The sequence below is a fragment of the Streptomyces sp. NBC_00224 genome (assembly GCF_041435195.1).
Lineage (GTDB): Bacteria > Actinomycetota > Actinomycetes > Streptomycetales > Streptomycetaceae > Streptomyces.
Map to the genome: position 1 here is coordinate 4,210,523 of NZ_CP108106.1, position 23,280 is coordinate 4,233,802.

21 protein-coding genes are annotated in these 23,280 nt (G+C 71.1%); 11 read left to right on the plus strand and 10 right to left on the minus strand.

The genetic code is table 11. From position 1 onward, the window contains the following. Nucleotides 1-3: 3 nt before the first annotated feature. Nucleotides 4-2,748 (minus strand): penicillin acylase family protein, encoded by a 2,745-nt coding sequence (locus tag OG965_RS18605; RefSeq protein WP_371653205.1) that lies wholly within the window; start codon nt 2,746-2,748, stop codon nt 4-6. Between the two features lie 201 nt (nt 2,749-2,949). On the opposite strand from OG965_RS18605, the gene OG965_RS18610 reads away from it, so the two are divergent. The 6 genes from OG965_RS18610 (at nt 2,950) to OG965_RS18635 (ending at nt 8,944) form a co-directional block, all read left to right on the plus strand. Further along, on the plus strand, nt 2,950-4,485 hold the full coding sequence (locus OG965_RS18610) for a potassium/proton antiporter (RefSeq protein WP_371656981.1): 1,536 nt from the start codon (nt 2,950-2,952) through the stop codon (nt 4,483-4,485). Nucleotides 4,486-4,828: 343 nt separating this feature from the next. Next, the gene (locus OG965_RS18615; protein WP_371653206.1) at nt 4,829-6,103 is read left to right on the plus strand and encodes an MFS transporter; all 1,275 of its coding nucleotides are present in this window, start codon (nt 4,829-4,831) and stop codon (nt 6,101-6,103) included. 68 nt (nt 6,104-6,171) lie between these two features. Continuing rightward, nucleotides 6,172-6,477 carry an FmdB family zinc ribbon protein gene (locus OG965_RS18620; RefSeq protein ID WP_371653207.1) on the plus strand — a complete coding sequence of 102 codons (306 nt, stop codon included), beginning with the start codon at nt 6,172-6,174 and terminating at the stop codon, nt 6,475-6,477. Nucleotides 6,478-6,586: 109 nt separating this feature from the next. Continuing rightward, nucleotides 6,587-7,432, plus strand: coding sequence for an S-methyl-5'-thioadenosine phosphorylase (locus OG965_RS18625; protein ID WP_371653208.1), 846 nt, complete (start codon nt 6,587-6,589; stop codon nt 7,430-7,432). 304 nt (nt 7,433-7,736) lie between these two features. Further along, on the plus strand, nt 7,737-8,348 hold the full coding sequence (locus OG965_RS18630) for a hypothetical protein (protein ID WP_371653209.1): 612 nt from the start codon (nt 7,737-7,739) through the stop codon (nt 8,346-8,348). Between the two features lie 113 nt (nt 8,349-8,461). Further along, on the plus strand, nt 8,462-8,944 hold the full coding sequence (locus tag OG965_RS18635) for an MscL family protein (protein ID WP_371653210.1): 483 nt from the start codon (nt 8,462-8,464) through the stop codon (nt 8,942-8,944). Nucleotides 8,945-8,975: 31 nt separating this feature from the next. Here OG965_RS18635 and OG965_RS18640 read toward each other — a convergent pair whose 3' ends face one another. The 7 genes from OG965_RS18640 to OG965_RS18670 all read right to left on the minus strand — a co-directional run bounded on the left by OG965_RS18640 (nt 8,976) and on the right by OG965_RS18670 (nt 14,703). Further along, a complete protein-coding gene (locus tag OG965_RS18640) occupies nt 8,976-9,179 on the minus strand; it encodes a hypothetical protein (RefSeq protein WP_371653211.1) in 204 nt (67 codons plus the stop codon). Nucleotides 9,180-9,323: 144 nt separating this feature from the next. Further along, entirely contained in the window at nt 9,324-9,719 is a 396-nt protein-coding gene (locus OG965_RS18645) for a hypothetical protein (protein ID WP_371653212.1), read from the minus strand. Then, nucleotides 9,716-10,456: a ubiquinol-cytochrome c reductase iron-sulfur subunit gene (locus OG965_RS18650; RefSeq protein ID WP_371653213.1), complete on the minus strand. Its 741-nt coding sequence runs from the start codon at nt 10,454-10,456 to the stop codon at nt 9,716-9,718. Before OG965_RS18650 ends, OG965_RS18645 begins: the two co-directional genes overlap by 4 nt. Further along, nucleotides 10,453-11,052: a 4Fe-4S dicluster domain-containing protein gene (locus OG965_RS18655; protein ID WP_371653214.1), complete on the minus strand. Its 600-nt coding sequence runs from the start codon at nt 11,050-11,052 to the stop codon at nt 10,453-10,455. The genes OG965_RS18650 and OG965_RS18655 overlap by 4 nt, the downstream gene beginning before the upstream one ends. An 8-nt stretch (nt 11,053-11,060) precedes the next feature. Continuing rightward, complete coding sequence (locus OG965_RS18660) at nt 11,061-13,355, minus strand: molybdopterin oxidoreductase family protein (RefSeq protein WP_371653215.1); 2,295 nt, start codon at nt 13,353-13,355, stop codon at nt 11,061-11,063. After that, nucleotides 13,352-14,398 carry an MFS transporter gene (locus OG965_RS18665; RefSeq protein ID WP_371653216.1) on the minus strand — a complete coding sequence of 349 codons (1,047 nt, stop codon included), beginning with the start codon at nt 14,396-14,398 and terminating at the stop codon, nt 13,352-13,354. The genes OG965_RS18660 and OG965_RS18665 overlap by 4 nt, the downstream gene beginning before the upstream one ends. A 107-nt stretch (nt 14,399-14,505) precedes the next feature. After that, nucleotides 14,506-14,703, minus strand: coding sequence for a hypothetical protein (locus tag OG965_RS18670; RefSeq protein ID WP_371653217.1), 198 nt, complete (start codon nt 14,701-14,703; stop codon nt 14,506-14,508). A gap of 243 nt (nt 14,704-14,946) precedes the next feature. On the opposite strand from OG965_RS18670, the gene OG965_RS18675 reads away from it, so the two are divergent. The 4 genes from OG965_RS18675 (at nt 14,947) to OG965_RS18690 (ending at nt 19,425) form a co-directional block, all read left to right on the plus strand. Further along, the gene (locus tag OG965_RS18675; RefSeq protein WP_371653218.1) at nt 14,947-16,095 is read left to right on the plus strand and encodes a low temperature requirement protein A; all 1,149 of its coding nucleotides are present in this window, start codon (nt 14,947-14,949) and stop codon (nt 16,093-16,095) included. Then, the gene (locus OG965_RS18680; RefSeq protein WP_371653219.1) at nt 16,088-17,113 is read left to right on the plus strand and encodes a P1 family peptidase; all 1,026 of its coding nucleotides are present in this window, start codon (nt 16,088-16,090) and stop codon (nt 17,111-17,113) included. The genes OG965_RS18675 and OG965_RS18680 overlap by 8 nt, the downstream gene beginning before the upstream one ends. Before the next feature lie 102 nt (nt 17,114-17,215). After that, nucleotides 17,216-18,496 carry an Ig-like domain-containing protein gene (locus OG965_RS18685; protein WP_371653220.1) on the plus strand — a complete coding sequence of 427 codons (1,281 nt, stop codon included), beginning with the start codon at nt 17,216-17,218 and terminating at the stop codon, nt 18,494-18,496. A 167-nt stretch (nt 18,497-18,663) separates the two neighbouring features. Beyond that, nucleotides 18,664-19,425: a DUF6227 family protein gene (locus OG965_RS18690; protein ID WP_371653221.1), complete on the plus strand. Its 762-nt coding sequence runs from the start codon at nt 18,664-18,666 to the stop codon at nt 19,423-19,425. Between the two features lie 73 nt (nt 19,426-19,498). Here OG965_RS18690 and OG965_RS18695 read toward each other — a convergent pair whose 3' ends face one another. Continuing rightward, nucleotides 19,499-21,037: an MFS transporter gene (locus tag OG965_RS18695; protein WP_371653222.1), complete on the minus strand. Its 1,539-nt coding sequence runs from the start codon at nt 21,035-21,037 to the stop codon at nt 19,499-19,501. Nucleotides 21,038-21,099: 62 nt separating this feature from the next. On the opposite strand from OG965_RS18695, the gene OG965_RS18700 reads away from it, so the two are divergent. Continuing rightward, nucleotides 21,100-22,080, plus strand: coding sequence for a helix-turn-helix transcriptional regulator (locus OG965_RS18700; RefSeq protein WP_371653223.1), 981 nt, complete (start codon nt 21,100-21,102; stop codon nt 22,078-22,080). Nucleotides 22,081-22,159: 79 nt separating this feature from the next. Here OG965_RS18700 and OG965_RS18705 read toward each other — a convergent pair whose 3' ends face one another. After that, entirely contained in the window at nt 22,160-23,155 is a 996-nt protein-coding gene (locus OG965_RS18705) for an RNA polymerase sigma factor RpoD/SigA (protein ID WP_371653224.1), read from the minus strand. Nucleotides 23,156-23,280 lie beyond the last annotated feature (125 nt).

Sequence of the window (23,280 nt, forward strand, 5' to 3'; positions counted from 1 at the left end):
AGCTCACTTCGTGAGCGTCAGCGTGTCGACCGTCGACGCGCCGACCGCCCTGGAGCTGAAGGACCAGTCCAGCTGCTCGCCCTTGGCCCACTTCCCGGTCTGGTCCGAGTAGTGCGCGCTGTAGGCGTGGCCGGACGCCCCGGTGAGGTTGATCCACTTCGACTTGTCGAAGTCCTTCAGGTTCACCACCATCCGCATCGACGGCACCCAGGTCACCGAGTAGTCGCCGCCTCCCGCGTTCCAGCCCGTCGCGTTGACCGCCGCCTCGCCGCCGCCCAGGTTCCACGGGCCGCGGTTGAGGAGGTACTGGACGATGCCGGGGCCGTCGGTGCCGAGGGTCTGGTTCTTCAGCATCAGCTGGTGCAGCCGGCCCCAGCTCCAGGTGGTGACGTCCTTGCCCAGCTTGGCCGTCAGCTCCCAGCGGGCGTCCTTCATCGCGCGCGCCAGCAGCTGGTCCCGGGTGGTGGTGGCTGGGTCCAGACGGCTCTTGGGCGTCTGCCACCAGGTGTTCTTCTCATCGTTGAAGATCCGGCGGACCACCTCGAACCAGCGGTCGCCGCCGTCGGGCTGCGCCGAGTCCGCGTCGCGCTGGCCGCACTCGCGCACCAGCCCGTTGAGGTCGTCCACCGGGCCGGAGCCCTCCGGCGGGCGCACGTTCAGGCACTCGCCCTTGACCCTCAGCTCCTTCGGGAGCTTGTTCCCGAAGGCCAGCTTCAGGACGTTGCGCCACACCGCGTTGAAGTAGGCGGCCGCCCCGGAGTCCGCCTCCTGGGTGTAGTCCCAGCCTTCGAGCAGCTTCTGCGCCTCCCGTACGGACGGGTCGGAGACGTCGACCTTCAGCAGCGCGGGCGTCAGCAGCGCGGCGATCTCGCTGCTGTTGTCCATCTGCATCTTCTGCATGTCCTCGGTGGAGACCTTGCCGCCGTCCTTGGTCTTCGACTCGATGAGGTCGTTGATCCGCTGGCTGCGGGTGCCGTAGCCCCAGTCCTTGGTCAGCAGGTACGGGTACTTCTTCTCGTCGATCACGGCCTGGTTGGCGGTGACGATGTAGCCGCGCTTCGGGTCGAGCTCGTACGGCAGCTGCTCGAAGGGGATGTACTTCTGCCAGTTGTACTTCGAGTCCCAGCCGGGGGCGGGCACGGTGCCGTCGAAGCCCTTGGCCCGCACCGGGATCCTGCCCGGCGCCTGGTAGCCGATGTGGCCCTTGGTGTCGGCGTAGATCAGGTTCTGCGAGGGGACCTCGAAGTCCTTGGCGGCCGCCCGGAAGGACTTGAAGTCCTTGGCGCGGTCCAGCTCGAAGACGGCGTCCATGGACTTGCCGGGCTCCAGGGCGGTCCACCTCAGGGCCACCGCGTACCCCTCGCCCCGGTCCGGGGCGGAGGTGGCCACGGGGGCCTTCTTGCCGACCTTCTCCAGCTCGTCGTCACGGTCGGAGACCAGCGGGCCGTTGTTGGTCTCGCGCACGGTGATCGTCTTGCTCTTGCCGCCCGCGACCTTGATGACCTCCTCGCGCGTGACGAGGGGCTTCTGCTGGTTGTCGACCAGGTAGGTGCCGCCGGGAGCGATCTTCTCCAGGTACAGGTCGGTCACGTCGGCGCCGAGGTTGGTGAACCCCCAGGAGACGTCCTGGTTGTGGCCGATGATCACGCCGGGCATGCCGGAGAACGTGTAGCCCGCCACGTCGTAGCCGCAGCTCGCGGAGACCGTGCGGCAGTGCAGACCCATCTGGTACCAGAGCGACGGCATCATCGGCGCCAGATGCGGGTCGTTGGCGAGCAGCGGCATACCGGTCGTCGTGTACTTGCCGGCGACGACCCAGGAGTTGGAGCCGATGCCGCTGCCGTTGGGGCCGAGCAGCGCCGGGATCTTGTCGAGGCTGTCGGAGAGCCGCGCCAGCTGCGCCTGCGCGCCCTGCGTCGCCCCCTGGATCGACGACCCCGCCCCGGTGCCGGTGTTCGGCGCGCGGTTCTGGTCGTACTTCCCGGTGATCTTGTTGACCGAGCCCTCGTCGACGATCGGCCGGTGGGTGGCCGTCGGGTACGGCGGGTACAGATCCTTGATCTGCTTGGGGGTGAGCCGGCTGGCCATCAGGGACCGGTCGATCTCGTCCTGCATGTTGCCGCGCAGGTCCCAGGCCATCGCCTTGAGCCAGGCCACGGAGTCGACCGGCGTCCACTTCTCGACCTTGTAGTCGTGGACGAAGTCCAGCGCCGCGTACTCGACGGAGATGTCCTTGGGGCCCTTGCCCTCCAGGTAGGCGTTGACACCGGCGGCGTACGCCTGGAGGTACTTCTTCGTCTGCGGTGACAGCTTGGTGTCGTACTCCTGCTGAGCGACCTTGCGCCAGCCGAGAGTGCGCAGGAAGGCGTCGGTCTCGACCTGGTCCTTGCCGAACATCTCCGACAGCCGGCCGGAGGTCATGTGGCGGCGGACGTCCATCTCCCAGAAGCGGTCCTGGGCCTGGACGAAGCCCTGGGCCATGAAGAGGTCGGTGTCGTTGTCCGCGTAGACCTGCGGCACCCCGTAGTCATCGCGCTTGACCTCCACCGAGTTGCCGGTGAGGCCCTTGAGCTGGATCGACCCCGTGGTCTGCGGGAAGGAGGCGCGCACGGTACTGACGCCCCAGTACGCGCCGTATCCGACACCCGCGACGAGCGCCAGCACCAGGACGATCAGCATCAGGCGGGCGCGGCGTCCCTTCTTCCTGACCTTCGTCTTGGCGGAAGGGGCGGTTGTGTTGGAGGGCATCGCTGTCCTTCGAGGGGCAGGGTGGTCCTAGTGCTGGAGCAACCATAGGCGCAGCGACTGACAGCCCCGGACGCGGTGTCTTTTATGAGCGTCAGCCCGCCCAACTGACACAGTTGTGCGTAAAGAACTCGTCAAAGATTAGGTAAGGTAACGAAGTACCGGTGGCCGGAGGAACGTTCCGGCACCCGTGCGTGAGGGCGCCTGACGGCGCGTGAGGGGAAGGATCGGCCACTGACTGTCCACCATCTCAACGAGCTCCTGCTCATCTGCTCGCTCGTCCTGCTCATCGCCGTCGCGGCGGTGCGCGTCTCCTCCCGCAGCGGGCTCCCCAGCCTGCTCCTGTATCTCGGCATCGGGATCGCGATAGGGCAGGACGGAATCTTCGACGTCCAGTTCGACAACGCCGAGATGACCCAGGTCATCGGCTATGCCGCCCTGGTGGTGATCCTGGCCGAGGGCGGTCTGGGCACCAAGTGGAAAGAGATCCGCCCGGCGCTGCCGGCGGCGGTCGTGCTGTCGATCGTCGGTGTAGCGGTGAGCGTGGGGGTCACCGCGGCCGGTGCGCACTATCTGGTCGGGCTCGAATGGCGGCAGTCACTGATCATCGGCGCGGTGGTGTCCTCGACGGACGCCGCGGCCGTCTTCTCCGTCCTGCGCAGGGTCCCGCTGCCGTCCCGGATCACCGGCGTCCTGGAGGCCGAGTCGGGCTTCAACGACGCCCCGGTCGTCATCCTGGTCGTCGCCTTCTCCACGCCGGGCCCGGTGGACTCCTGGTACCTGCTCGCCGGCAAGATCGCCCTTGAGCTGGCGATCGGCGCCGGGATCGGGCTCGCGGTCGGCTGGCTCGGTTCCTGGGGCCTGCGGCACGTGGCGCTGCCCGCGTCCGGCCTCTACCCGATCGCCGTGATGGCGATCGCCGTCACCGCGTACGCGGCGGGCGCCATGGCCCACGGCTCCGGCTTCCTCGCCGTCTATCTGGCCTCGATGGTCCTCGGCAACGCCAAACTGCCGCACTGGCCCGCCACCCGGGGCTTCGCGGACGGCCTCGGCTGGATCGCCCAGATCGGCATGTTCGTCCTGCTCGGCCTGCTGGTCACCCCGCACGAGCTGCCCGACGACTTCTGGACCGCCGTGATCATCGGCCTGGTCCTGACGATGGTGGCCCGGCCCCTGGCGGTGCTGCTCAGCCTGGCGCCGTTCAGGATGCCCTGGCAGGAGAAGGCCCTGATGTCCTGGGCGGGGCTGCGCGGCGCCGTGCCCATCATCCTGGCCACGATCCCGATGGTCTCCGGGATCGACGGCAGCGAGCGCGTCTTCAACATCGTCTTCGTCCTGGTCGTCGTCTACACCCTCGTCCAGGGCCCGACGCTGCCCTGGCTCGCCCGCAAGCTGCGGATCTCGGACGCCGAGACGGCCGCCGACCTGGGCATCGAGTCGGCGCCCCTGGAACGGCTGCGCGGCCATCTGCTGTCGGTGGCGATCCCGCCCGAGTCGCGGATGCACGGCGTCGAGGTGCACGAGCTGCGCCTGCCGCCGGGGGCGGCGGTCACCCTGGTCGTACGGGACGGGAAGAGCTTCGTGCCGGGGCCGACGACCGTGCTGCGGCGCGGCGACGAGCTGCTCGTGGTGGCGACGGATCCGGTACGGGACGCGGCCGAGGCCCGGCTGCGCGCGGTCGGCCAGGGCGGAAAGCTGGCCGGATGGCTGGGGACGGGCGGCACGGGCCCGCGCCGTTAGCGCGAGGGCCGCCAGGGCCGCCAGGGCCGCCAGGGCCGCCAAGCGTCGTCCCGCGTCCATCGAATCAGGGAACTACCGGAAGAAGATCCGGTTAATCACAGGTGTGATCTCGGTCATCCGTGCGCTTTCACAGGCGCGGAGCCGGATCCCCCTGTAGCATGAAGGCACACCACTGATCGACCAACTCTGCCTGACGCAGAGCTGGCGCGACCGTATGGCGGTCGGAGGCTCTCGCAGTGAGCCCCGGCATCTACCGCAGTTCCGCGCAAGAGGACAGCTCTCGGCAACGCCCGTACTCACCCGTACCAGGGGCGCGCTACCAGGCGGCAGAAAGGCAAGGGCCGTGGCATCCACGGTCACTTCCGAGCGTCGCCCGGGCTACGGGCAGCTCCTGCGCACTCCCGGCGCACTCACGTTCCTCCTGCCCGGCTTCGCCGCCCGGCAGCCCTTCGCGATGCTCACCATCAGCATCGTGCTCCTCGTCCAGCACACCACCGGCTCGTACGGCAGCGCCGGTGCCGTGGCCGCCGTCACCGGCGTCGCCATGGCCCTCTTCGCGCCCCAGAGCGGCAAGCTCGCCGACCGCTTCGGCCAGCGTGCCGTCCTGCTGCCCGGCGTCCTCGTGCACTCCGCCTCGGGCTCCGTACTGATCGCGCTGGCGCTGGCCGGCGCCCCCTTGTGGGCGCTCTTCGTGGCCGCCGTCCCGACCGGCGCCTCGGTGCCGCAGATCGGGCCGATGGTCCGGGCCCGCTGGGCCGCCAAGCTCGACGGCTCGCCCCTGATGTCGACGGCCGCGGCCTTCGAGTCGGTGACCGACGAGTTCACCTTCGTCATCGGCCCGGTGCTCGCGACCGCGCTGTGCACCGGCGTCCACCCGGCGGCCGGACTGATCACCGAAGCCGCGCTGACCCTGGTCGGCGGCCTGTTCTTCGCCTCCCAGCACCGCACCCAGCCGCAGCCCAGCCGCGCCGACGGCCACGCGCGCGTGGAGCACGTCTCCGCGCTCTCCATCCCCGGCGTACGGGTCCTGGCCGTGTCCTTCCTCGGCATCGGCGCCGTCTTCGGCGGGATGCAGGTCTCGCTGACCGCGTTCTCCGAGGAGATCGGCAACCCCGGCGCCAACGGCCTGCTGTACGGGATCTTCGCCGCGGGCAACATGCTGGCGGGCATCGCGTGCGGCGCCATCGCCTGGAAGTCCGCTCCCCGGACGCGGCTGATCGCCGGATACACCGGCCTGACCCTGGCCGCCTCGGGCCTGTGGGCCATGCACTCCGCGGTGCTGCTCGGCGGCCTCGGGCTGATCGTCGGCCTCTGCATCGCCCCGGCGCTGATCACCGGCTACACGCTGGTCGAGTCGCTGGTCCCGGCCTCCGCCCGGACCGAGGCCTTCACCTGGCTGACCGGCGCGGTGGCGCTGGGCCAGGCCGGAGCGGTCACCGTGGCCGGCCGGCTGGCCGACACCCACGGCTCCAGCGCGGGCTTCCTGGTGCCCATGGCGGGCACCGCGCTGGCCCTGATCACACTGCTCTCACTGCGCTCGCGACTCGCGCCGCGCTCCTCGGGACGGACCGTCGCCCGTAGTGGCGTCGGTCACCGAGTTCCCGTGACGGTGGACTGATCCAGCGGAATACGTCACTATGGACCGTCGTTAGCACTCATCGAGTGAGAGTGCCAGGAGGAAGACAAGTGCCGACCTACCAGTACCAGTGCACCGAGTGCGGCGAAGGCCTTGAGGCGGTGCAGAAGTTCACCGATGACGCCCTGACCGTCTGCCCGAGCTGCGACGGACGCCTCAAGAAGGTGTTCTCGGCCGTCGGCATCGTCTTCAAGGGCTCCGGCTTCTACCGCAACGACAGCCGTGGCGCCTCGTCGAGCAGCACGCCCGCGTCCTCGGCGGCCAAGCCGTCGACGTCGTCGAGCTCCGACTCGAAGCCGGCCCCCTCGACGTCCTCCTCGTCGTCGAGCTCCACCAGCTCGTCGTCGGCCGCCTGACCCGGCCGTACACCCCGGACACAGCCGGACCCCGCCGTCCTCGACGGCGGGGTCTTCGGCATGCCCGCACCCGTATGGGCCGCCGACCGCCCCGGCTAGGGTGCTGCGCATGACCAACGCGCGCACGACCACCGCAGAGATCGGCGTCATCGGCGGCTCGGGCTTCTACTCGTTCCTGGAGGACGTGACCGAGATCCAGGTCGACACCCCGTACGGCAGCCCCAGCGACTCCCTGTTCCTGGGCGAGATCGCCGGGCGCCGGGTCGCCTTCCTGCCCCGGCACGGCCGCGGCCACCACCTCCCGCCGCACCGCATCAACTACCGCGCCAACCTGTGGGCCCTGCGCTCGGTGGGTGTGCGCCAGGTGCTCGGCCCGTGCGCGGTGGGCGGGCTGCGGCCCGAGTACGGACCGGGCACGCTGCTCGTACCGGACCAGCTGGTGGACCGTACGAAGTCGCGCGTCCAGACGTACTACGACGGCTACCCGCTGCCCGACGGCTCGGTCCCGAACGTCGTGCACGTGGCGCTGGCCGACCCGTACTGCCCCGAGGGCCGCAAGGTCGCGCTCGCGGCCGCGCGCGGACGGGACTGGGAGCCGGTGGACGGCGGCACGCTGGTGGTCATAGAGGGCCCGCGCTTCTCCACGCGCGCGGAGTCGCAGTGGCACGCGGCGATGGGCTGGTCAGTGGTGGGTATGACCGGGCACCCCGAGGCGGTGCTCGCCCGCGAACTGGGGCTCTGCTACACGACGATGACCCTGGTCACCGACCTGGACGCGGGCGCGGAGACCGGCGAGGGCGTCTCCCACGAGGAGGTGCTGCGGGTCTTCGCGGCCAATGTGGACCGACTCCGCTCGGTGCTCTTCGACGCGGTGGCGGGCCTACCGTCGGGCGACCGCGACTGCCTGTGCACGCGGGCGCTGGACGGGTTGGACACGGGGATCCGGCTGCCGTAGGGCTGGCGTGGGGGGGTGTGGTCCAGGCGCCGAGGTCGGGGCGCTGCGGACGGGGCACTGCGGTCGAGGCGCTGCGGTCGAGACGCCTCATTCGGGGCGCTGCGGTCGGGGTCGCAGCCTCATTTCCCCTGCCAGGCGGCGGAGTTGTCCACAACCGACGGCCCTCGGCCCCATCTGCCCGGGCGGGTGACGGAGTTTTCCACAACCGGGGAGTAATCCACAGGGCTCGGCGGGAAGTTGGCGGGGCGGGGATCGTAGGGAGCGTTCGAGCAGCAACCGCTCCTCACGATCGGTGGTGACCACCATGTCCTGGTCCTCTCCCCTGCCCTCCTCGGCTCCTTCCCCCGCCCCCTCTCCCCTGCCTTCCCCGGCCCCCGAGCCGATCGGCGTCCCCGTCTTCCCCCCGCTGCGGGTGCGCGGGAGCCGGCACCGGCTGCGGCGTGCGGTACGGCGCAGGCGGCGCGCGATGGCGGCCGGGCTGGCGGTGGCGGCGGCCGCGCTCGCGGCGGTGGGCGCCCGGGCCCCGGGGCGTACGGATCCGGGGCCGGCGGACCCCGGCGCCGTCGCGGCGACGACGGCGGGCGCCCAGCAGCGGAACGCGGCACCCCCGCCCGCCCGCGAGGCCGTCGACGTGGTGTCCGCGCCGGTCCGGATCGCGGACGCGGAGACCGTGCGGCTGCTGCGGCCCGGCGACCGGGTCGATGTGATCGCGGCGCCCGACTCGCCCTCCGGCGGCGCCGGCGCGGCGCACCTGGTGACCTCGGGTGCGCGGGTGACCGACGTGCCCCGGCCGCGCGGGCCCTCCTCCGACGAGGGAGCCCTGGTCGTCCTGTCCGTCCCCCGCGCCACCGCGACGACGCTCGCGGGTGCCGGCGCGACCTCCCGACTGGTGGTGACCTTTGCCGAATCGCACTGACTTCCTGTCAAGTCACCTGTTTGCGTACGCGGATTGGACAGCGCGACCATGCGCTGACGTAGGTTGCGGAACGGTTTGCTCCACCCCCTGCACCTGCGAAGAGAGGCTCACTCGTGACCGACGAGAAGAAGAGCGACGGCCTACTGGTGGGCTTCAAGGCCTTCCTACTGCGCGGCAATGTGATCGACCTGGCCGTCGCGGTGGTCATCGGCGCCGCGTTCACCAGCGTTGTGAACTCGGTCGTGAAGGGCGTCATCAACCCGCTGGTCGGCGCGTTCGGGACGAAGGATCTGAACAGCTACAGCTCATGCCTGAAGGGTCCCTGCGGGATCGACCCCAAGACGGGCGAAGCGGTCTCCGGCATCCCGATCATGTGGGGCCTGGTCCTCAGCGCGGTGCTGAGCTTCCTCATCACGGCGGGCGTCGTGTACTTCCTGATGGTCCTGCCGATGGCCAAGTACCTGGCCAAGCGGGCCCAGCGGGACAGGGCCAAGGAAGGCGTCCAGGAGACCCTGGAGGTCAGCGAGCTGGAGGTACTGAAGGAGATCCGCGACGCCCTGGTCTCCCAGCGCGGCTCGGGGCACAGCGCGCCGTAGCGCACGGATCCCGGACGGGGCGGGGCCGCCGTCAGATGTGGTGGGGCGGCTTCTCGTCGAGGAAGCGCGCGAGATCGGCCGTGCTGCCGGTGGCGGGGGCCCGCTCACCCCACCCGCGGTCCGTGTCGTCCGAGGACTGCTGGTCCAGCGGATCGTCGAAGACCAGCGCGGGCCTGGGCTTCTGGTCGGACGCGGGCTTCGCTTCGCGCGGTCCGGGGGCGGGGGCGGTACTCATACCTCCAGGGTACGGCGAGGCGTCGGCCGACGCGCCGACGCCCGACGTCGCGACGGCTTCGGGGCTCGCCCGCGCCCCCTCCCCCGCCCGCACTCCGTCCCGCGCCCGCGCTCCCGCCCCCGCTCCCGTCAGCCGTCCTCCCCGTCAGCGGTCCTTCGGGTCGAGCAGCCAGAGGCCGAGGACCACGAGGAACGACAGGCCGAGGAATCCCGTGCCCCACCAGGCGGTTCCGGTGTGGCCCTTCATCCACTCGTCGACGATCACCGACAGCCCCCAGAGCTGGCCGACGACCACGGTGATCGCCAGGGCGAGGCGGGCCGTCAGCTTCGAGGACCGCTCCGGCTCCTGCTCGGTGCCCGCGCCCGGGCCGGGGCCGGTGCGGCGGATCCGGGGATCGCCGTATCCGCTGGTGGCGCGGATCTGGGGGTACCGGTCCCGTACGGGACGGTTGAGACGGGGCTGGGTGCTGCCGGGGGTGTACGGGGGCGGGGCGGGCACCGTGGCGTCGCCGCTCCCGCCCGGGCCGGTGTCGGCGCTCATGTCCGCTCGCTCCTCTCGGTCTGGGTCCGCGTTCCGGGGCAGCCGATCCGGGCCGCCATGTCCGGGCGCTGCTCACCGAACTGCCGGCACATGGCGGCCTTGACGCTCTCGCCGGAGCGGGTGGTGGCCACCGCCCAGACGCTGCCGTCGATCTCCTCCACGAGGAGCACCTTCGGCAACGGGCGGGGTGGCGGTCCGGCGGTCACCTCACCGGTGCGGCCGTCGAAGACACCTTCGTGGCAGGGGCAGTACAGCTCGCCGTCGTTGCCCCGGTCCTCACGCCACAGCACCGCGCAGGCCAGATGCGTACAGACGGCGGAGTAGCCGACGAGGGTGCCGTCCTTGAGGCGGACGCCGACCGCCCGGTCGTCCTCGCCGGGGAAGCGGAAGGCGATGGACTCGCCGGGGCGGAGCCGGTCGGCGACGCGCTTGGCCTTGGGGGCGTCCGCGCTGTCCCCGTGCCGGTGGAGCACTCCTCCGGCGACGGCGACCGCGCCGACGGCGAGCCCGCCGGAGACGGTGGTGACGATCCGCAGGTAGTCGCGGCGGGTGGTGAGCGAGTCGGCGGCGACGCGGTCGCGCAACGCCTCCTGAGCGGGGTCGGGCCAGGGGGCGGGGCCCGGTCCGTCCTCGCCGGGGGCGCCGGGCCCACCAGTCACACCGGTCCCTCCAGGACCCCCGGGACGCCCGGGACCGCTCGGGTCACCGGCCGCCGGGGGCTGTTCGGTCGTGCTCATCGGACCGTCCTTCCGTTCACCTCGACGATCGGGAGGCCGCCGGGGACCGGCCACTGGACCTTGTCCGCGGGGACGACCATCGCCACTCCGGTGGACACGACGACATCGCCGAACGTGAAGGAGTCGGCGACCTGGACGCCGGGGCGTTCGGCGCGGAGCTCTTCGAGGGTTCCGTAGAAGAGGGCGCCGGTGGGGCAGACCGTGGCGCACATGGGGGCGAGGCCGTAGGCGGTGCGGTCGTAGCAGAGGTTGCACTTCATCTGCAGCTTCGCCTGGAGGTCGATCTTCGGTACGCCGAAGGGGCAGGCGTTGACGCAGTTGGCGCAGCCGATGCACCGGGAGGTGTCGGCCTGCTGCACCACGCCGTCGGCGGTCACCAGGATCGCGTCGGCGGGACACACCTCGGCACAGGGGGCGACCGGGTCCTCGCAGTGCATACAGACCGTGGGAAGGGAGGCGACCGAGTGCCCCTCGTCGGGGTAGTCGAGATGGATCATGGATTTGCCCCGGTGCGAATCGCACTCGCGGCAGGCCGAGACACAGGCCTGGCAGCCGATGCACCGCCCGGGGTCGATGAAGATCGTTCTGCCCATCATGGCGGGCGTCAGCTCCTCTCGGCGGTGCCGCGCCCCTGTGGGGACGTGGGCGGCAGGGGGTCGGTGCGGGAGACCTGGGCCGCCGGATAGGCCACGTGGCCGGGCGCGGTCGGGGGCGCGGGGACCTCGGCGACCCGGTCACCGGCCTCGATGCGGCAGGCGCAGACCTTGTACTCGGGAATCTTGGAACGGGGGTCGAGAGCGTCGATGGTCAGCGCGTTGGCGGCGGTGGGAACCGGCCAGTGGTACGGGATGAAGACGGTGTCGGGGCGGATCGCCTCGGTGACCAGTGCGGGGAAGACCGCGCTGCCGCGCCGGGTGACGACGCGGACCGGGTCGCCGTTGCGGAAGCCGTGCGAGGGGTGGATCTCCACCCAGGGGCGCGGAGTCTGCTCGACGAGGGCGCCGAGCCTGCGCGTCTGGTTGCCGGAGAGGAAATGCGCCACGGTCCGGCCGGTGGTGAGGGAGAGGGGGTGCTCGTCGTCGTACGGGTCCATCGGCGGGTGCCATTCGACGACCTGCATATGGACCTTGCCGTCGGGGTGCGAGGTCCGCCCGTCCTCGAAGAGGCGGGGAGTGCCGGGGTGGTCGGTGGAGGGGCAGGGCCAGGCGATCCCGCCGGTCTCCTCCAGGCGTTCGTAGGTGATGCCGTAGTAGTCGTTGACCGTTCCGGCGGAGGCGACGCGCAGCTCGTCGAACACCTCGCGGGAGCCGGGGAAGGCGAACTTGTCGCCCGCGCCCAGGCGCTGGGCGAGCTGGCAGATCACCCAGGTGTCGGTGCGGACCCCGGCGGGTGGCTCCTGGGCCTTGTTGTGCTTGACGACCCGGGCCTCGGCGTTGGCCATCACGCCTTCGTCCTCGGCCCAGGTGGTGACGGGGAAGACCACGTGCGCGTTGGCCGCGGTCTCGGAGAGGAAGAAGTCGAATTGGGCGTGGAATTCGAGGGTGTCGTAGCCGTCCTTGACGGTCGAGTAGTTCGGGAGCGAGACGAAGGGGTTGTTGCAGATGCCGATCAGACCGCGGATCTCCTGGCGGCGCATCTGATGGACCATCTCCATCATCGAGGTTCCGGCGGGCGGGAGTTCGGACTCCTCGATGCCCCAGATCTCGCAGATCTGCCGGCGGTGCTCGGCGTTCATGATGGAGCGCCCGCCGGGCAGCAGGTCGGCCTTCTGGCCGTGCTCGCGGCCGCCCTGGCCGTTGCCCTGACCGGTGATGGTGCCGTAGCCGGCGCCGGGCTTGCCGAGGTTGCCGGTGGCCACGCAGAGGTTGATCACGGAGAGGCAGTTCTCGACGCCCTGCGAGTGGTGCTCGATGCCCCGGGCGTGCCAGGCCATGGCTTTCGGGGCGCGGGCGAAGGTGCGGGCCACCTCGACGATCTGGGAGGCCGGGACCCCGCAGATCTCGGCGGCCCGCTCGGGGGGATACTCGGCGGCCTTGTCGCGGACCTCCTCCCAGCCCGTGGTGTGGGCGCCGATGTACGCCTCGTCGTCGAGCTCCTCCTTGATGACGACGTGGAGGAGCGCGTTGAAGAACGCCGAGTCGGTGCCGGGCTTGAGGGCGACGTGGATGTCGGCGGTGCGGGCGATCGCCGTCTCGCGCGGGTCGATCACGATCAGCGAGGCGCCCCGGTCGCGCGCTCCCCATACGTACTGGGTCATGACGGGGAAGCACTCGCCGACGTTGGACCCGGCGATGAGCAGGCAGTCGGTGAGGAGGATGTCGGAGAAGGGGTTGGCGGCCCGGTCGATGCCGAAGGCGAGCTTGTTGGCGCCGGCCGCGGAGACCATGCACAGCCGGCCGTTGTAGTCGACGTGCCGCGACTTGAGCGCGACGCGGGCGAACTTGCCGACCAGATAGGTCTTCTCGGAGAAGAGGCTGGCCCCGCCGAGCAGCCCGAAGGCGTCGTTGCCGTGGGCGGCCTGGATACGGCGGATCTCGTCGGCCGTGTGGTCCAGCGCCTCCTCCCAGGAGACCTCCCGGAAGGGCTCGTCGCGGGAGCGGCGCAGCAGTGGGGCGGTGAGCCGGTCGGGGTGGTTGATCTGCTGGTACGCGTTGATGCCCTTGGGGCACAGGCGCATCCGGTTGATGTCGTGGTTGCGGGGTTCGACGCCGAAGACCTTGCCGCCCTTGTCGACGCGGAGATACATCCCGCACTGCACTCCGCAGAAGCAGCAGTGGGTGGGGACGAGCGTCTCGCCGTCCTGGTCGGCGCGCCACTGGTCGGCCGGGATGCCGCCCGCGTCACGGAAGTTGCGGGTGCCGGGCGGGGCGAGGGAGGGGTCCAGCGGGAGCCGGTTCACTTGTAGCCCTTCTTGACGTGCGCGAGGTAGGCGGTGCCGCGCAGCACCCGCTTGCAGCGCGGGCAGTACTCGGCCCAGGCGTCGAAGCCGAGGTCCAGGTCGCGCATGGTCCCCCGCAGGTTCTCGACGTAGGGGGCGGTGTCGACGGGCTGGCCGCAGCGGCGGCAGTGGAAGACCTGCTCGTCCTGGCGGGCGGTGTACTTGAACAGCTGCATCCCGACGGCGGCCGGCCGCTGGACGATGTGGAAGAACTTCCCGAACGGGATGTAGATCAGGGTCAGCACCACCGACACCATGTGCAGCACCGCCAGGAACTCGTAGCCCCCGCCGTGCAGGAAGATCGACGAGAAGGTGAGGAGGAGGCCGGTCACGGAGATGACGATCAGGAGGATCAGCGGGACCAGGTCGTAGGCGAACCGCTGGCCGGTGATCGCGCCGCGGTCCTTCATCCGGCGCCACAGGAAGTACGAGGCGCCGGGGATGACCAGGACGGCGGCGACGTCCAGGCCGTGGAACATCAGCCAGCCGAGGACGTTCAGCGAGTCGAAGCCGAGGACCTTCACGCCCCAGATCCGCATCTCGTAACCGGGTCCGGAACCGGTCGACGAGGTGAAGGTGAACCAGCCCCAGGTGAGGGGGAAGGTGATCGCGGCGGCCAGCAGACAGCCCCAGAAGATCAGCTGGTGGGCGGCCCAGCGGGCGTGCGAGCGGGCGCCCAGGAACTTCTGGAGGCCGAGGTAGGTGGCGGCCATCTTGGGCAGGGCGGTCGGCGCCCGGCGGAAGTTGGCGACGGAGAACAGGCTGCGCCAGCCCTGTCTGAAGAGGCGGCGGGCGCCCGGGGAGGAGAGCCAGACGGTGTAGCGGTAGGCGACGCCGAAGGCGAGGAAGACGGTGGCGCAGGCGTACGGCAGGAGGGCGGAGTCGAAGTCCTTCAGCCGTCGGCTGCCGAAGACGATGGCGAGGATCAGCAGGAGGGAGACGGCGGTACCGGCGGCGGTCGCGCGCAGCGCGACGGCGGGCTTCGCTGCGGGAGGCTCGGTCACCCGGCCACCGTAGGTGTATCTGACCGTTTATCACCTGTTTTGGGGGCGGCGGGGTGAAGCCTTCAGTCAGATGGCAGCCGACGGCACCAGGCGGCGCCGAGCAATCGTCAGACCGCGCGCAGACCGTGGGCGGCGAAGACCGCACGGGCGGCGGCGACCTCCTCCGGGGACGGGGACGGGGACGGCGTGTCGTGCAGGGTGAAGGGTGTGCCGAGCGCCTGCCACTTGGCCTCGCGCGACGACGGGTCGTACGCCGGCGCCTTGGGCGCGCTCGTCGTCTGCCGTTCTTGCAGGGCGGAACTCATGGTGCATCCCAGGGGGTTGAGACGAGTCCTGACACCTCAAGGCTCCGCCCGGGGGGAGAGTGACGTGAGAGGCCAATGTCATGGGCCGGCCCGCCCTTGGTCCCGGTGCGTGGGAGGCGTAAGTCAGCCGTCCGGGCGTCCGGCCGACGACCCCGGCTCAGGAGACGTGAGTCAACCCGCCGGGCGGCCGCGGTTGCCGCCCGAGGACCCGGGCCGTCTGGTCTCCTGTCCCCCATGCCCCGCATGACCGCACGCAGCCGCCACGAGGAACACCGGGCGGCGACGCCCCTGGAACTCTTCTTCGACCTCTGTTTCGTCGTCGCCGTCGCCCAGGCCGGCTCCCGGCTCGTCCACTCGCTCGCCGAGGGGCACCTCGGCACCGGACTGGTCGGCTATCTGGCCGTCTTCTTCGCCATCTGGTGGGCCTGGATGAACTTCACCTGGTTCGCCTCGGCGTACGACAGCGACGACGTGCTCTACCGGGTCGTCACCCTCGTACAGATCACCGGCGTCCTCATCCTCGCCGCCGGTGTGCCGCGCGCCTTCGACGACAGCGACTTCACCGTCTGCGTCGTCGGCTACATCGTGATGCGGCTCGCCCTGACCAGCCAGTGGCTGCGGGCAGCGCGCAACGCGGCGGACCCGGCCGAGCGGCGGATGGCGCTGCTGTACGCCGCCGGGCTCGCCGTGTGCCAGCTCGGCTGGATCGGGATGCTCTTCGTGCCGGCCGGCACCGCCCGCTCCTGGGTGTTCGTGGTGCTGGCCGCCGCCGAGCTGTCCGTACCCGTGCTCGCCGAGCGCACCACCCAGAGCACCTGGCACCCGCACCACATCGCCGAGCGGTACGGCCTGTTCACCCTGATCGTGCTCGGCGAGACGGTCGCCGCCGCCACCGTCGCCGTACAGGAGGCGCTGGACGAGCACGAGGCGCTGGGCGAGCTGCTGCCGCTGGCGGGCGGCGGGCTGCTGATCGTCTTCGCCGCCTGGTGGATCTACTTCGCCGTGCCGATCGCCGGGCACCTCACCTCGAACAGCCAGGCGTTCGCCTGGGGGTACGGCCACTTCGTCATCCTCGGCTCGGCCGCCGCCATCGGGGCCGGGATGGAGGTGGCGGTCGAGGAGGCGGTCGGCAAGGCGCACATCTCCACGGCGGCGGCCTCGGCCGCCGTCACCGTGCCGGCCGCGCTGTTCATGATCACCGTTTGGGCCCTGCACTCGCGCCACTTCAAACGGACCCTCGCCCAGCAGCTGATCCTGCCCGTCTCGGCGGTGGCGACCCTGGCCTGCACGTTCGCCGGGCACGGCGCCGTCCTCGCCGCCGGCCTGGTGGCCGCCGCCACGGTGGCTGTCGGCGTGACCCTGAGCGGCCGTAGGGTCGAGGGTCATGACTGATCATCAGACGGCCCGGTCGAAGAGCGCCGGATCGATCACCGATGTGCCCGGCTTCCTCGTCGGGCACGCCCGCGTCCCCGGCGAGCGCGCCCTGAGCGGGACGACCGTCGTCCTCGCCCCGGCTCCCGGCGCCGTCGCCGCCGTCGACGTGCGCGGCGGCGGGCCCGGCACCCGGGAGACCGACGCCCTCGACCCGCGCAACGTCGTCGAGCGGATCGACGCGGTGGTGCTGACGGGCGGCAGCGCGTACGGACTCGACGCGGCGGGCGGGGTCATGGCCTGGCTGGAGGAGCGGGGGCGCGGCGTGCGGGTGGGGCCCGAGCCGCACCAGGTCGTGCCGGTCGTCCCGGCCGCCTGCCTCTTCGACCTCGGGCGCGGCGGCGACTGGGGCGCCCGCCCGGACGCGGCCACCGGCCGGGCCGCCGTCGAGGCGGCGGGCACCGAGGTCGTCCAGGGCAACGCCGGCGCCGGGACCGGGGCGGTCGCGGGCGGCCTCAAGGGCGGGGTCGGCACGGCGAGCGTGACGCTGCCCTCGGGCGCGACCGTGGGCGCACTGGTCGTCGTCAACTCCGTGGGGTCGGTGTTCGACCCGGACACCGGCGCGCTGTACGGGCTGCGGGGGCGCGTCGCGTACCCCGAACCGGACGTCCACGAGGCGGCCTCGAAGCGGCTCGGCGAGACCCTTGCCGCCTCCGGGCTGCCGCCCCTGAACACCACGCTCGCGGTCGTCGCGACCGACGCGCCGCTCACCGGGCCGCAGGCGCAGAAGCTCGCGGGCACCTCGCACGACGGTCTGGCCCGGGCGATCCGGCCGGTGCATCTGATGCACGACGGCGACACCGTCTTCGCCCTCGCCACCGGCGGCGGCGACCCGCTGTCGGCGGTCGACCTCAACTTCGTGCTGGCGGCGGGCGCCGACGCGGTGGCCCGGGCGATCACCGAGGCCGTGCTCGCCGCCGAAGGGGTGGAAGGGCCCGGTGGGACATTCCCGTCTTACCGTGACTTGTACGGGAGTTGAGCCGCCGAGGCCCTCCCGATGTGCCGTGAGTCACAGGCCGTGCCCGCAACCATTGCGCCCATATGGGTGCTCTGTGCACGTACTGGAGTAACGCCCGCACAGATGGAGCAGCCCGTGACCTCGCCCGACACCGCCGCGCAGCCGCAGTACCGCACCCCGCAGCAACTGCGCACCCGGCGCCGGACGTTCGCCGCCGCGTCGGCGCTGCTGCTCGGCGCCCTGACCCTGACCGCCTGCGGCGGCAGCGCGTCGGGCTCCGACAAGGGCAAGGGCGACGGCAAGGGCGGCGACGCGGCCGCCGCCCAGGAGGCCTCCGCGCTGAAGATCACCATCTCGGCGAAGGACGGCTCGGCCAACGCCAGTATCAACGGCACCACCGTCACCGCCCAGGGCGGCAGGCTCAGCCAGGTGACCCTGACCGAGGCCCAGACCGGCAAGGCGGTGGCCGGCGCACTCGCCGGCGACGGGCTGTCCTGGAAGCCCGCCGGGAAGCTGGAGCGCGGCACCCAGTACAAGATCATGGCGACCGGCAAGGACGACAAGGGGCGGCCCGCGACCGAGAACGCGGCCTTCACCACGGTCACTTCGAAGAACAGCTTCATCGGCACCTACACGCCGGACAACGGCGCGACCGTCGGCGTCGGCATGCCGGTCTCGTTCACCTTCGACAAGTCGATCACCGACAAGAAGGCCGTCCAGTCGCACATCACGGTCAGCTCCAGCAGCGGCCAGCAGGTGACCGGCCACTGGTTCGGCACCCAGCGCCTCGACTTCCGGCCGCAGGACTACTGGAAGGCCGGGTCCAAGGTGACGATGAAGATCGCCCTGGACGGGGTGCAGGGCGCGAGCGGCGTCTACGGCGTGCAGTCCAAGACGGTCACCTTCACCATCGGTCGCAACCAGGTCTCCACGGTCGACGCCAAGACCCAGACGATGACCGTGCAGCAGGACGGCAGGACCGTGAAGACGATCCCGGTCTCGACGGGCAGCGCCGAACACACCACGTACAACGGGCAGATGGTGATCTCGGAGAAGTTCACCGAGACGCGGATGAACGGCGCGACGGTCAACTTCGGCGGCGAGTACGACATCAAGGACGTGCCGCACGCGATGCGCCTGTCCAGCTCGGGGACCTTCCTCCACGGCAACTACTGGTACAAGGGCAACCCGTTCGGCAACGCGGGAACCAGCCACGGCTGTGTGGGGCTCCGGGATGTCCGGGGCGCCCAGGGGGACACCCCCGCCAAGTGGTTCTTCGATCACTCGCTGATCGGTGACGTGGTGACGGTCAAGGGCTCGCCGGACAAGACGATCGCCCCCGACAATGGCCTGAACGGCTGGAACATGTCGTGGACGGAATGGCAGGCGGGCAGCGCCGGCTGACCGTCCGTCGGAGCGCGGCCCGGCGCACCGCCCCGGGCCGCCTCCCCCGCCGCCGACGGCCGTTCCAAGCCGATGAGAATGTTTCGGCCATGCCCGCTGCGCGAAGCGCACACAAGGGCTACGTTGAGCACCCTCTACGTGACGAACAGCTACGGCGGGGAGACGCCTTGGTGCCCAACGAGTGCGAGCACGAGACGGCCGAGGAGCACCTCGCCGGCCTGCTCGGCCGCGCGCTGAACTCGTTCGACCTGCCGGACGAACTGGTCGAGAACCTCGACTCGGCCCTCGCGCACACCACTTCGCTGCACTCCTCACTGCACGCCTCGGGCGGCCCCGGCCGCCCCCGGCTCAGCCGCGAGACCTACCGCCACACCTATCTCCTCCTCGACGGCGCCACGGTCACCCTCTGGGAGGTCGTGCACGGCCGGGGCAACGAGGTGTACGCGGACGAGGAGAGCGCTCTGGTGGCCGCGGCCCGGCTGCGCGAGCGGGTCCTGCCGGACCTCGCGCCCGGGTTCGCGGAGGACGACCTGGACCCGTGCCTGACCGGTCCGGAGACCCTCAGCGGGCTGACGCCGGTGGAACGGGCCGGGACCAGCAGGACGTACGAGGCGGACGGCTCGGCCGACCACGCGCGGCGGCTGCTGCGCCGCGCCGAGAACCCGGACCGGCCCGGCGAGAGCGTGGCCCGCTCGCTGCGCGGCGCCCTCGCCCACCGCATCACCCGGGCCCTGGGCGGCCCCGGCGGCGCGGCCGGACGCGGCGCGGCCATCCTGTACGAGCACGCGTTCCTGCTCCTCGACGGCGTCGAGCTGAGCCTGTGGGAGGTCGAGCACACGGCGACGCCGGACGGCAGCCACATGTGCGAGGTGTACGCGGCGGAGGCGTCGGCGCGGGCCGCGATGAGGCGGCGGGCGCGGGTCTCCTGAGGCAGGACGAAGACGCCGGGCGCGGTGGAGGTCTCTCCACCGCGCCCGGCGTCCTTCCGTCACCGGCGCCGCGTCACGGGGTGAGCGCGGGCTCCTTGGTGACGTCGTCGGACGGGGCCTCGTCAGCACCGCCCTCCAGGTGCTGCTTCGGCTTGGCCGGGAGCAGGAACATCCCGACGAAGATCACGATGCAGACCGCCGTCACGACCCACAGCGAGCGCTGGAAGGCGTCCGAGAAGGCCGGGCCGATCTCGGCGAGCTGGAGGTGGTCGTCGATCGCGCCGAAGAAGACCACCGAGACCAGGCCGAGGCCCAGCGCCTGGCCCATCTGCTGCACCGTGTTGATCAGGCCGGACGCCGAACCCGCGTGCTCCTGCGGGACCTCGGAGAGGACCGCGTCGGTGAGCGGCGCGACGATCAGGCCCATGCCGACGCCGAGCACCACCAGCGGCAGTGCCATCTGCCAGGCGGCGATGTCCATCCCGAAGTGGTGCACCTCCCAGATGTAGACCAGGAAGCCGACGGCGGTGATCAGGGCGCCCGCCTGGAGCACCTTGCGGCCGAACTTCGGGACCAGCGACTGGACGGACATGCCCGCCGCGGCCGACATGGCGATGGAGAACGGGATACCGGTCAGACCGGCGCGCAGCGCGCTCCAGCCCAGGCCGATCTGCATGTACAGCGTCCAGACCAGGAAGAAGATGCCCATCGCGATGCCGAACGTCAGCTGCACCGCGATACCCGCCGCGAAGCTCTTCACACGGAACAGCGACAGCTCCACCAGCGGCGAGCCGTCCTTGGCCGCCTTGTACCTCTCGTACACCACGAGCGCGCCGATGACGACGAGGCTGCCGGCCATCGACAGGTAGCCCCACAGCGGCCAGCCCAGCTCACGGCCGCGGGTCAGCGGGTAGAGCAGCATCAGCAGGCCGAGGGTGACCAGGGCGACGCCCACGAGGTCGAGCTTGAGCGCCTTGGGCGCCTTGGACTCGGAGATGAACCTGGCGCCCAGGATCAGGCCCGCGATGCCGACCGGCAGGTTGATGAGGAAGATCGGCCGCCACTCCAGACCGAACAGGTTCCACTCGGTCAGCAGGGCGCCGAAGATCGGGCCGGACACCGCGCCCAGACCGATGACCGCGCCGAACATGCCGAACACCTTGCCGCGCTCCTCCGCCGGGAAGGTCGCGTGGATGATCGAGAGCACCTGAGGCACCATCAGGGAGGCCATGCCGCCCTGCAGGATGCGGGATGCGACCAGCATCTCCGGGTTGGCCGCGAAGCCGCAGAGCGCCGAGGCGATGGTGAAGCCGGTCATGCCTATGAGGAAGAGCCGCTTGCGGCCGTGGATGTCGCCGAGGCGGCCACCGGTGATCAGACCGGCGGCGAAGGCCAGGGCATAACCCGCGGTGATCCACTGGATCGAGGCGAAGGTCGCCCCGGTGTCCTTCTGGATCGAGGGAATCGCTACGTTGACGATGGTGACGTCGACCAGGTCCATGAAGGCCGCGGTCATCACGATGGCCAGGGCGAACCACCGTCGGCGGTCGTTCGCGGCGGCCGCTGTGCCGGGGCCCGCGGCTTCTGGGGGATTGGTCGTGGTGGAGGTCATGGAAAGAAGTTAGACCTTATGTAGGTCAGACTGCGTCCTAATTTTCCCGCATCCTGGATCTCATGACGGACACCCCGGCTCGGCTGCTCCAGCTCCTGTCCCTGCTCCAGACGCCCCGCGAATGGCCCGGCGGCGAGCTCGCCGAGCGGCTCAGCGTCTCGCGGCGCACGGTTCGCCGCGACGTCGACCGGCTGCGCGAGCTCGGCTACCCGGTCCAGGCGACGCTGGGCGCGGACGGCGGGTACCGGCTGGTGGCCGGGAAGGCGATGCCGCCGCTGGTCCTCGACGACGAGGAGGCGGTGGCCATCGCGGTCGGGCTGCGGGCGGGCGCGGGGCACGCGGTCGACGGAGTGGAGGAGGCGTCGGTACGGGCGCTGGCCAAGCTGGAGCAGGTGCTGCCGTCCCGGCTGCGGCACCGGGTCTCCAGCCTCCAGGCCGCGACGATGCCGCTGGTGGGGCCGTGGCGGGGGGACGGGGCGACCGTCGACCCGCACACGCTGACCGTGATGGCGTCGGCCGTCACCGGCACGGAACGGCTGCGGTTCGACTACCGCAAGGGCGACGGCAGCGAGTCGCGCCGCCAGGTCGAGCCGTACCGGCTGGTGTCGACGGGGCGGCGGTGGTACCTCGTCGCGTACGACATCGAGCGCGAGGACTGGCGTACGTTCCGGGTCGACCGGGTGGAGTCCCCGTTCGCGACGGGGTCGCGGTTCGCGCCCCGGGAGCTGCCCGCGCAGAACGCGGCGGAGTTCGTGAGCCGGTCGCTGTCCCGGATGCAGCCCGAGCTGGACCTGGACGTGACGTTCGAGGCGCCCGCCGACTTCGTGGCGGCGCGGCTCGCGCCCACGATGGGCACGCCGGTGGCGCTCGGGGAGGCGCGGTGCCGGGTGCGGGCGCGGGTCACGGAGTCGCTGGAGGGGGTGGCGATCCGGCTGGCGCTGCTGGACTGCGAGTTCGCGGTGGCGTCGCCGGTCGCCCTGACGGAGTACCTGGCGAAGCTGGGCGGCCGGCTCACCCGGGCGGCGGAGCCGCAGCCGGCCTAGCGGGCACGGGCAAGGGGGAGCCCCCGGCACCAGGGGGGGAGGGTGCCGGGGGCTCGTCCATGGGGGGCGGCAGCGGCGCTTACGCCGCCGCGTCGAAGCCCGTGTCCCTTGCCATCTTCTTCAGTTCGAGCAGCGCGTGCTTCTCGATCTGGCGGATGCGCTCGCGGGTCAGACCGTGCTCCTTGCCGACCTCCGTCAGCGTGCGCTCGCGGCCGTCGTCGATTCCGTACCGCATCTTGATGATCGAGGCGGTGCGCTGGTCGAGCTTGCCGATCAGGTCGTCGAGCTCCTCGCTGCGCAGCAGCGTGAGCACGGACTGCTCGGGGGAGATCGCCGAGGTGTCCTCCAGGAGGTCGCCGAACTGGGTCTCGCCCTGGTCGTCGACCGGCATGTTGAGCGAGACCGGGTCGCGCGCCCAGTCCAGGACGTCGATGACCCGCTCCGGCGTGGAGCCCAGCTCCACCGCCACCTCGGTCGCCTCCGGCTCCCGGCCGTGCTCCCGGTTGAACTCGCGCTGGACGCGGCGGATGCGGCCCAGCTCCTCCACCAGGTGGACGGGGAGGCGGATGGTGCGGGACTGGTCGGCTATCGAGCGCGTGATGGCCTGGCGGATCCACCACGTCGCGTACGTCGAGAACTTGAAGCCCTTGGCGTAGTCGAACTTCTCCACCGCGCGGACCAGGCCCGCGTTGCCCTCCTGGATCAGGTCGAGCAGGGGCAGGCCCGCCCTCGGATAGCGCCGGGCGACGGCGACGACGAGGCGGAGGTTGGAGCGGATGAAGAGGTCCTTGGCCCGGTCACCGGCGGCGACCAGGGCTTCGAGCTCCTCGTGAGAGGCACCGCCCGCCTTGCTCTCCACCTCTCCGACGAGGATCTGGTGTGCGTACACACCCGCCTCGATGGTCTGGGAGAGCTCGACCTCCTTGGCGGCGTCGAGCAGCGGGGTGCGCGCGATCTCGTCCAGGTACATCCCGACCAGGTCGCGGTCGGCGATCTCCCCGGTGACGGCGCGAACACTGCGTCCCGACCCGGATCCGCTGCTGGCGGTCCGACGGGCGACGGCGCGGGTTGCCATGCGTGCTCCCTTGCTGTGTAGGTCGCGACACCCTCCCGGGTGCCCTGCATCCGATGGAAACAACGGCTGGAATCCGGACAGAATTCCCGTCCCGCCCATCGATTTTCCTGCTCATGCAGTACCCT

What these genes read in the sequence shown, in the direction of transcription:
- OG965_RS18605 (WP_371653205.1), bottom strand. Translation starts at nt 2,748, where the DNA reads ATGCCCTCCAACACAACCGCCCCTTCCGCCAAGACGAAGGTCAGGAAG.
- OG965_RS18625 (WP_371653208.1), top strand. Translation starts at nt 6,587, where the DNA reads ATGACCAACGCGCGCACGACCACCGCAGAGATCGGCGTCATCGGCGGC.
- OG965_RS18630 (WP_371653209.1), top strand. Translation starts at nt 7,737, where the DNA reads ATGTCCTGGTCCTCTCCCCTGCCCTCCTCGGCTCCTTCCCCCGCCCCC.
- OG965_RS18640 (WP_371653211.1), bottom strand. Translation starts at nt 9,179, where the DNA reads ATGAGTACCGCCCCCGCCCCCGGACCGCGCGAAGCGAAGCCCGCGTCC.
- OG965_RS18645 (WP_371653212.1), bottom strand. Translation starts at nt 9,719, where the DNA reads ATGAGCGCCGACACCGGCCCGGGCGGGAGCGGCGACGCCACGGTGCCC.
- OG965_RS18650 (WP_371653213.1), bottom strand. Translation starts at nt 10,456, where the DNA reads ATGAGCACGACCGAACAGCCCCCGGCGGCCGGTGACCCGAGCGGTCCC.
- OG965_RS18655 (WP_371653214.1), bottom strand. Translation starts at nt 11,052, where the DNA reads ATGATGGGCAGAACGATCTTCATCGACCCCGGGCGGTGCATCGGCTGC.
- OG965_RS18670 (WP_371653217.1), bottom strand. Translation starts at nt 14,703, where the DNA reads ATGAGTTCCGCCCTGCAAGAACGGCAGACGACGAGCGCGCCCAAGGCG.
- OG965_RS18675 (WP_371653218.1), top strand. Translation starts at nt 14,947, where the DNA reads ATGACCGCACGCAGCCGCCACGAGGAACACCGGGCGGCGACGCCCCTG.
- OG965_RS18680 (WP_371653219.1), top strand. Translation starts at nt 16,088, where the DNA reads ATGACTGATCATCAGACGGCCCGGTCGAAGAGCGCCGGATCGATCACC.
- OG965_RS18685 (WP_371653220.1), top strand. Translation starts at nt 17,216, where the DNA reads ATGGAGCAGCCCGTGACCTCGCCCGACACCGCCGCGCAGCCGCAGTAC.
- OG965_RS18695 (WP_371653222.1), bottom strand. Translation starts at nt 21,037, where the DNA reads ATGACCTCCACCACGACCAATCCCCCAGAAGCCGCGGGCCCCGGCACA.
- OG965_RS18700 (WP_371653223.1), top strand. Translation starts at nt 21,100, where the DNA reads ATGACGGACACCCCGGCTCGGCTGCTCCAGCTCCTGTCCCTGCTCCAG.
- OG965_RS18705 (WP_371653224.1), bottom strand. Translation starts at nt 23,155, where the DNA reads ATGGCAACCCGCGCCGTCGCCCGTCGGACCGCCAGCAGCGGATCCGGG.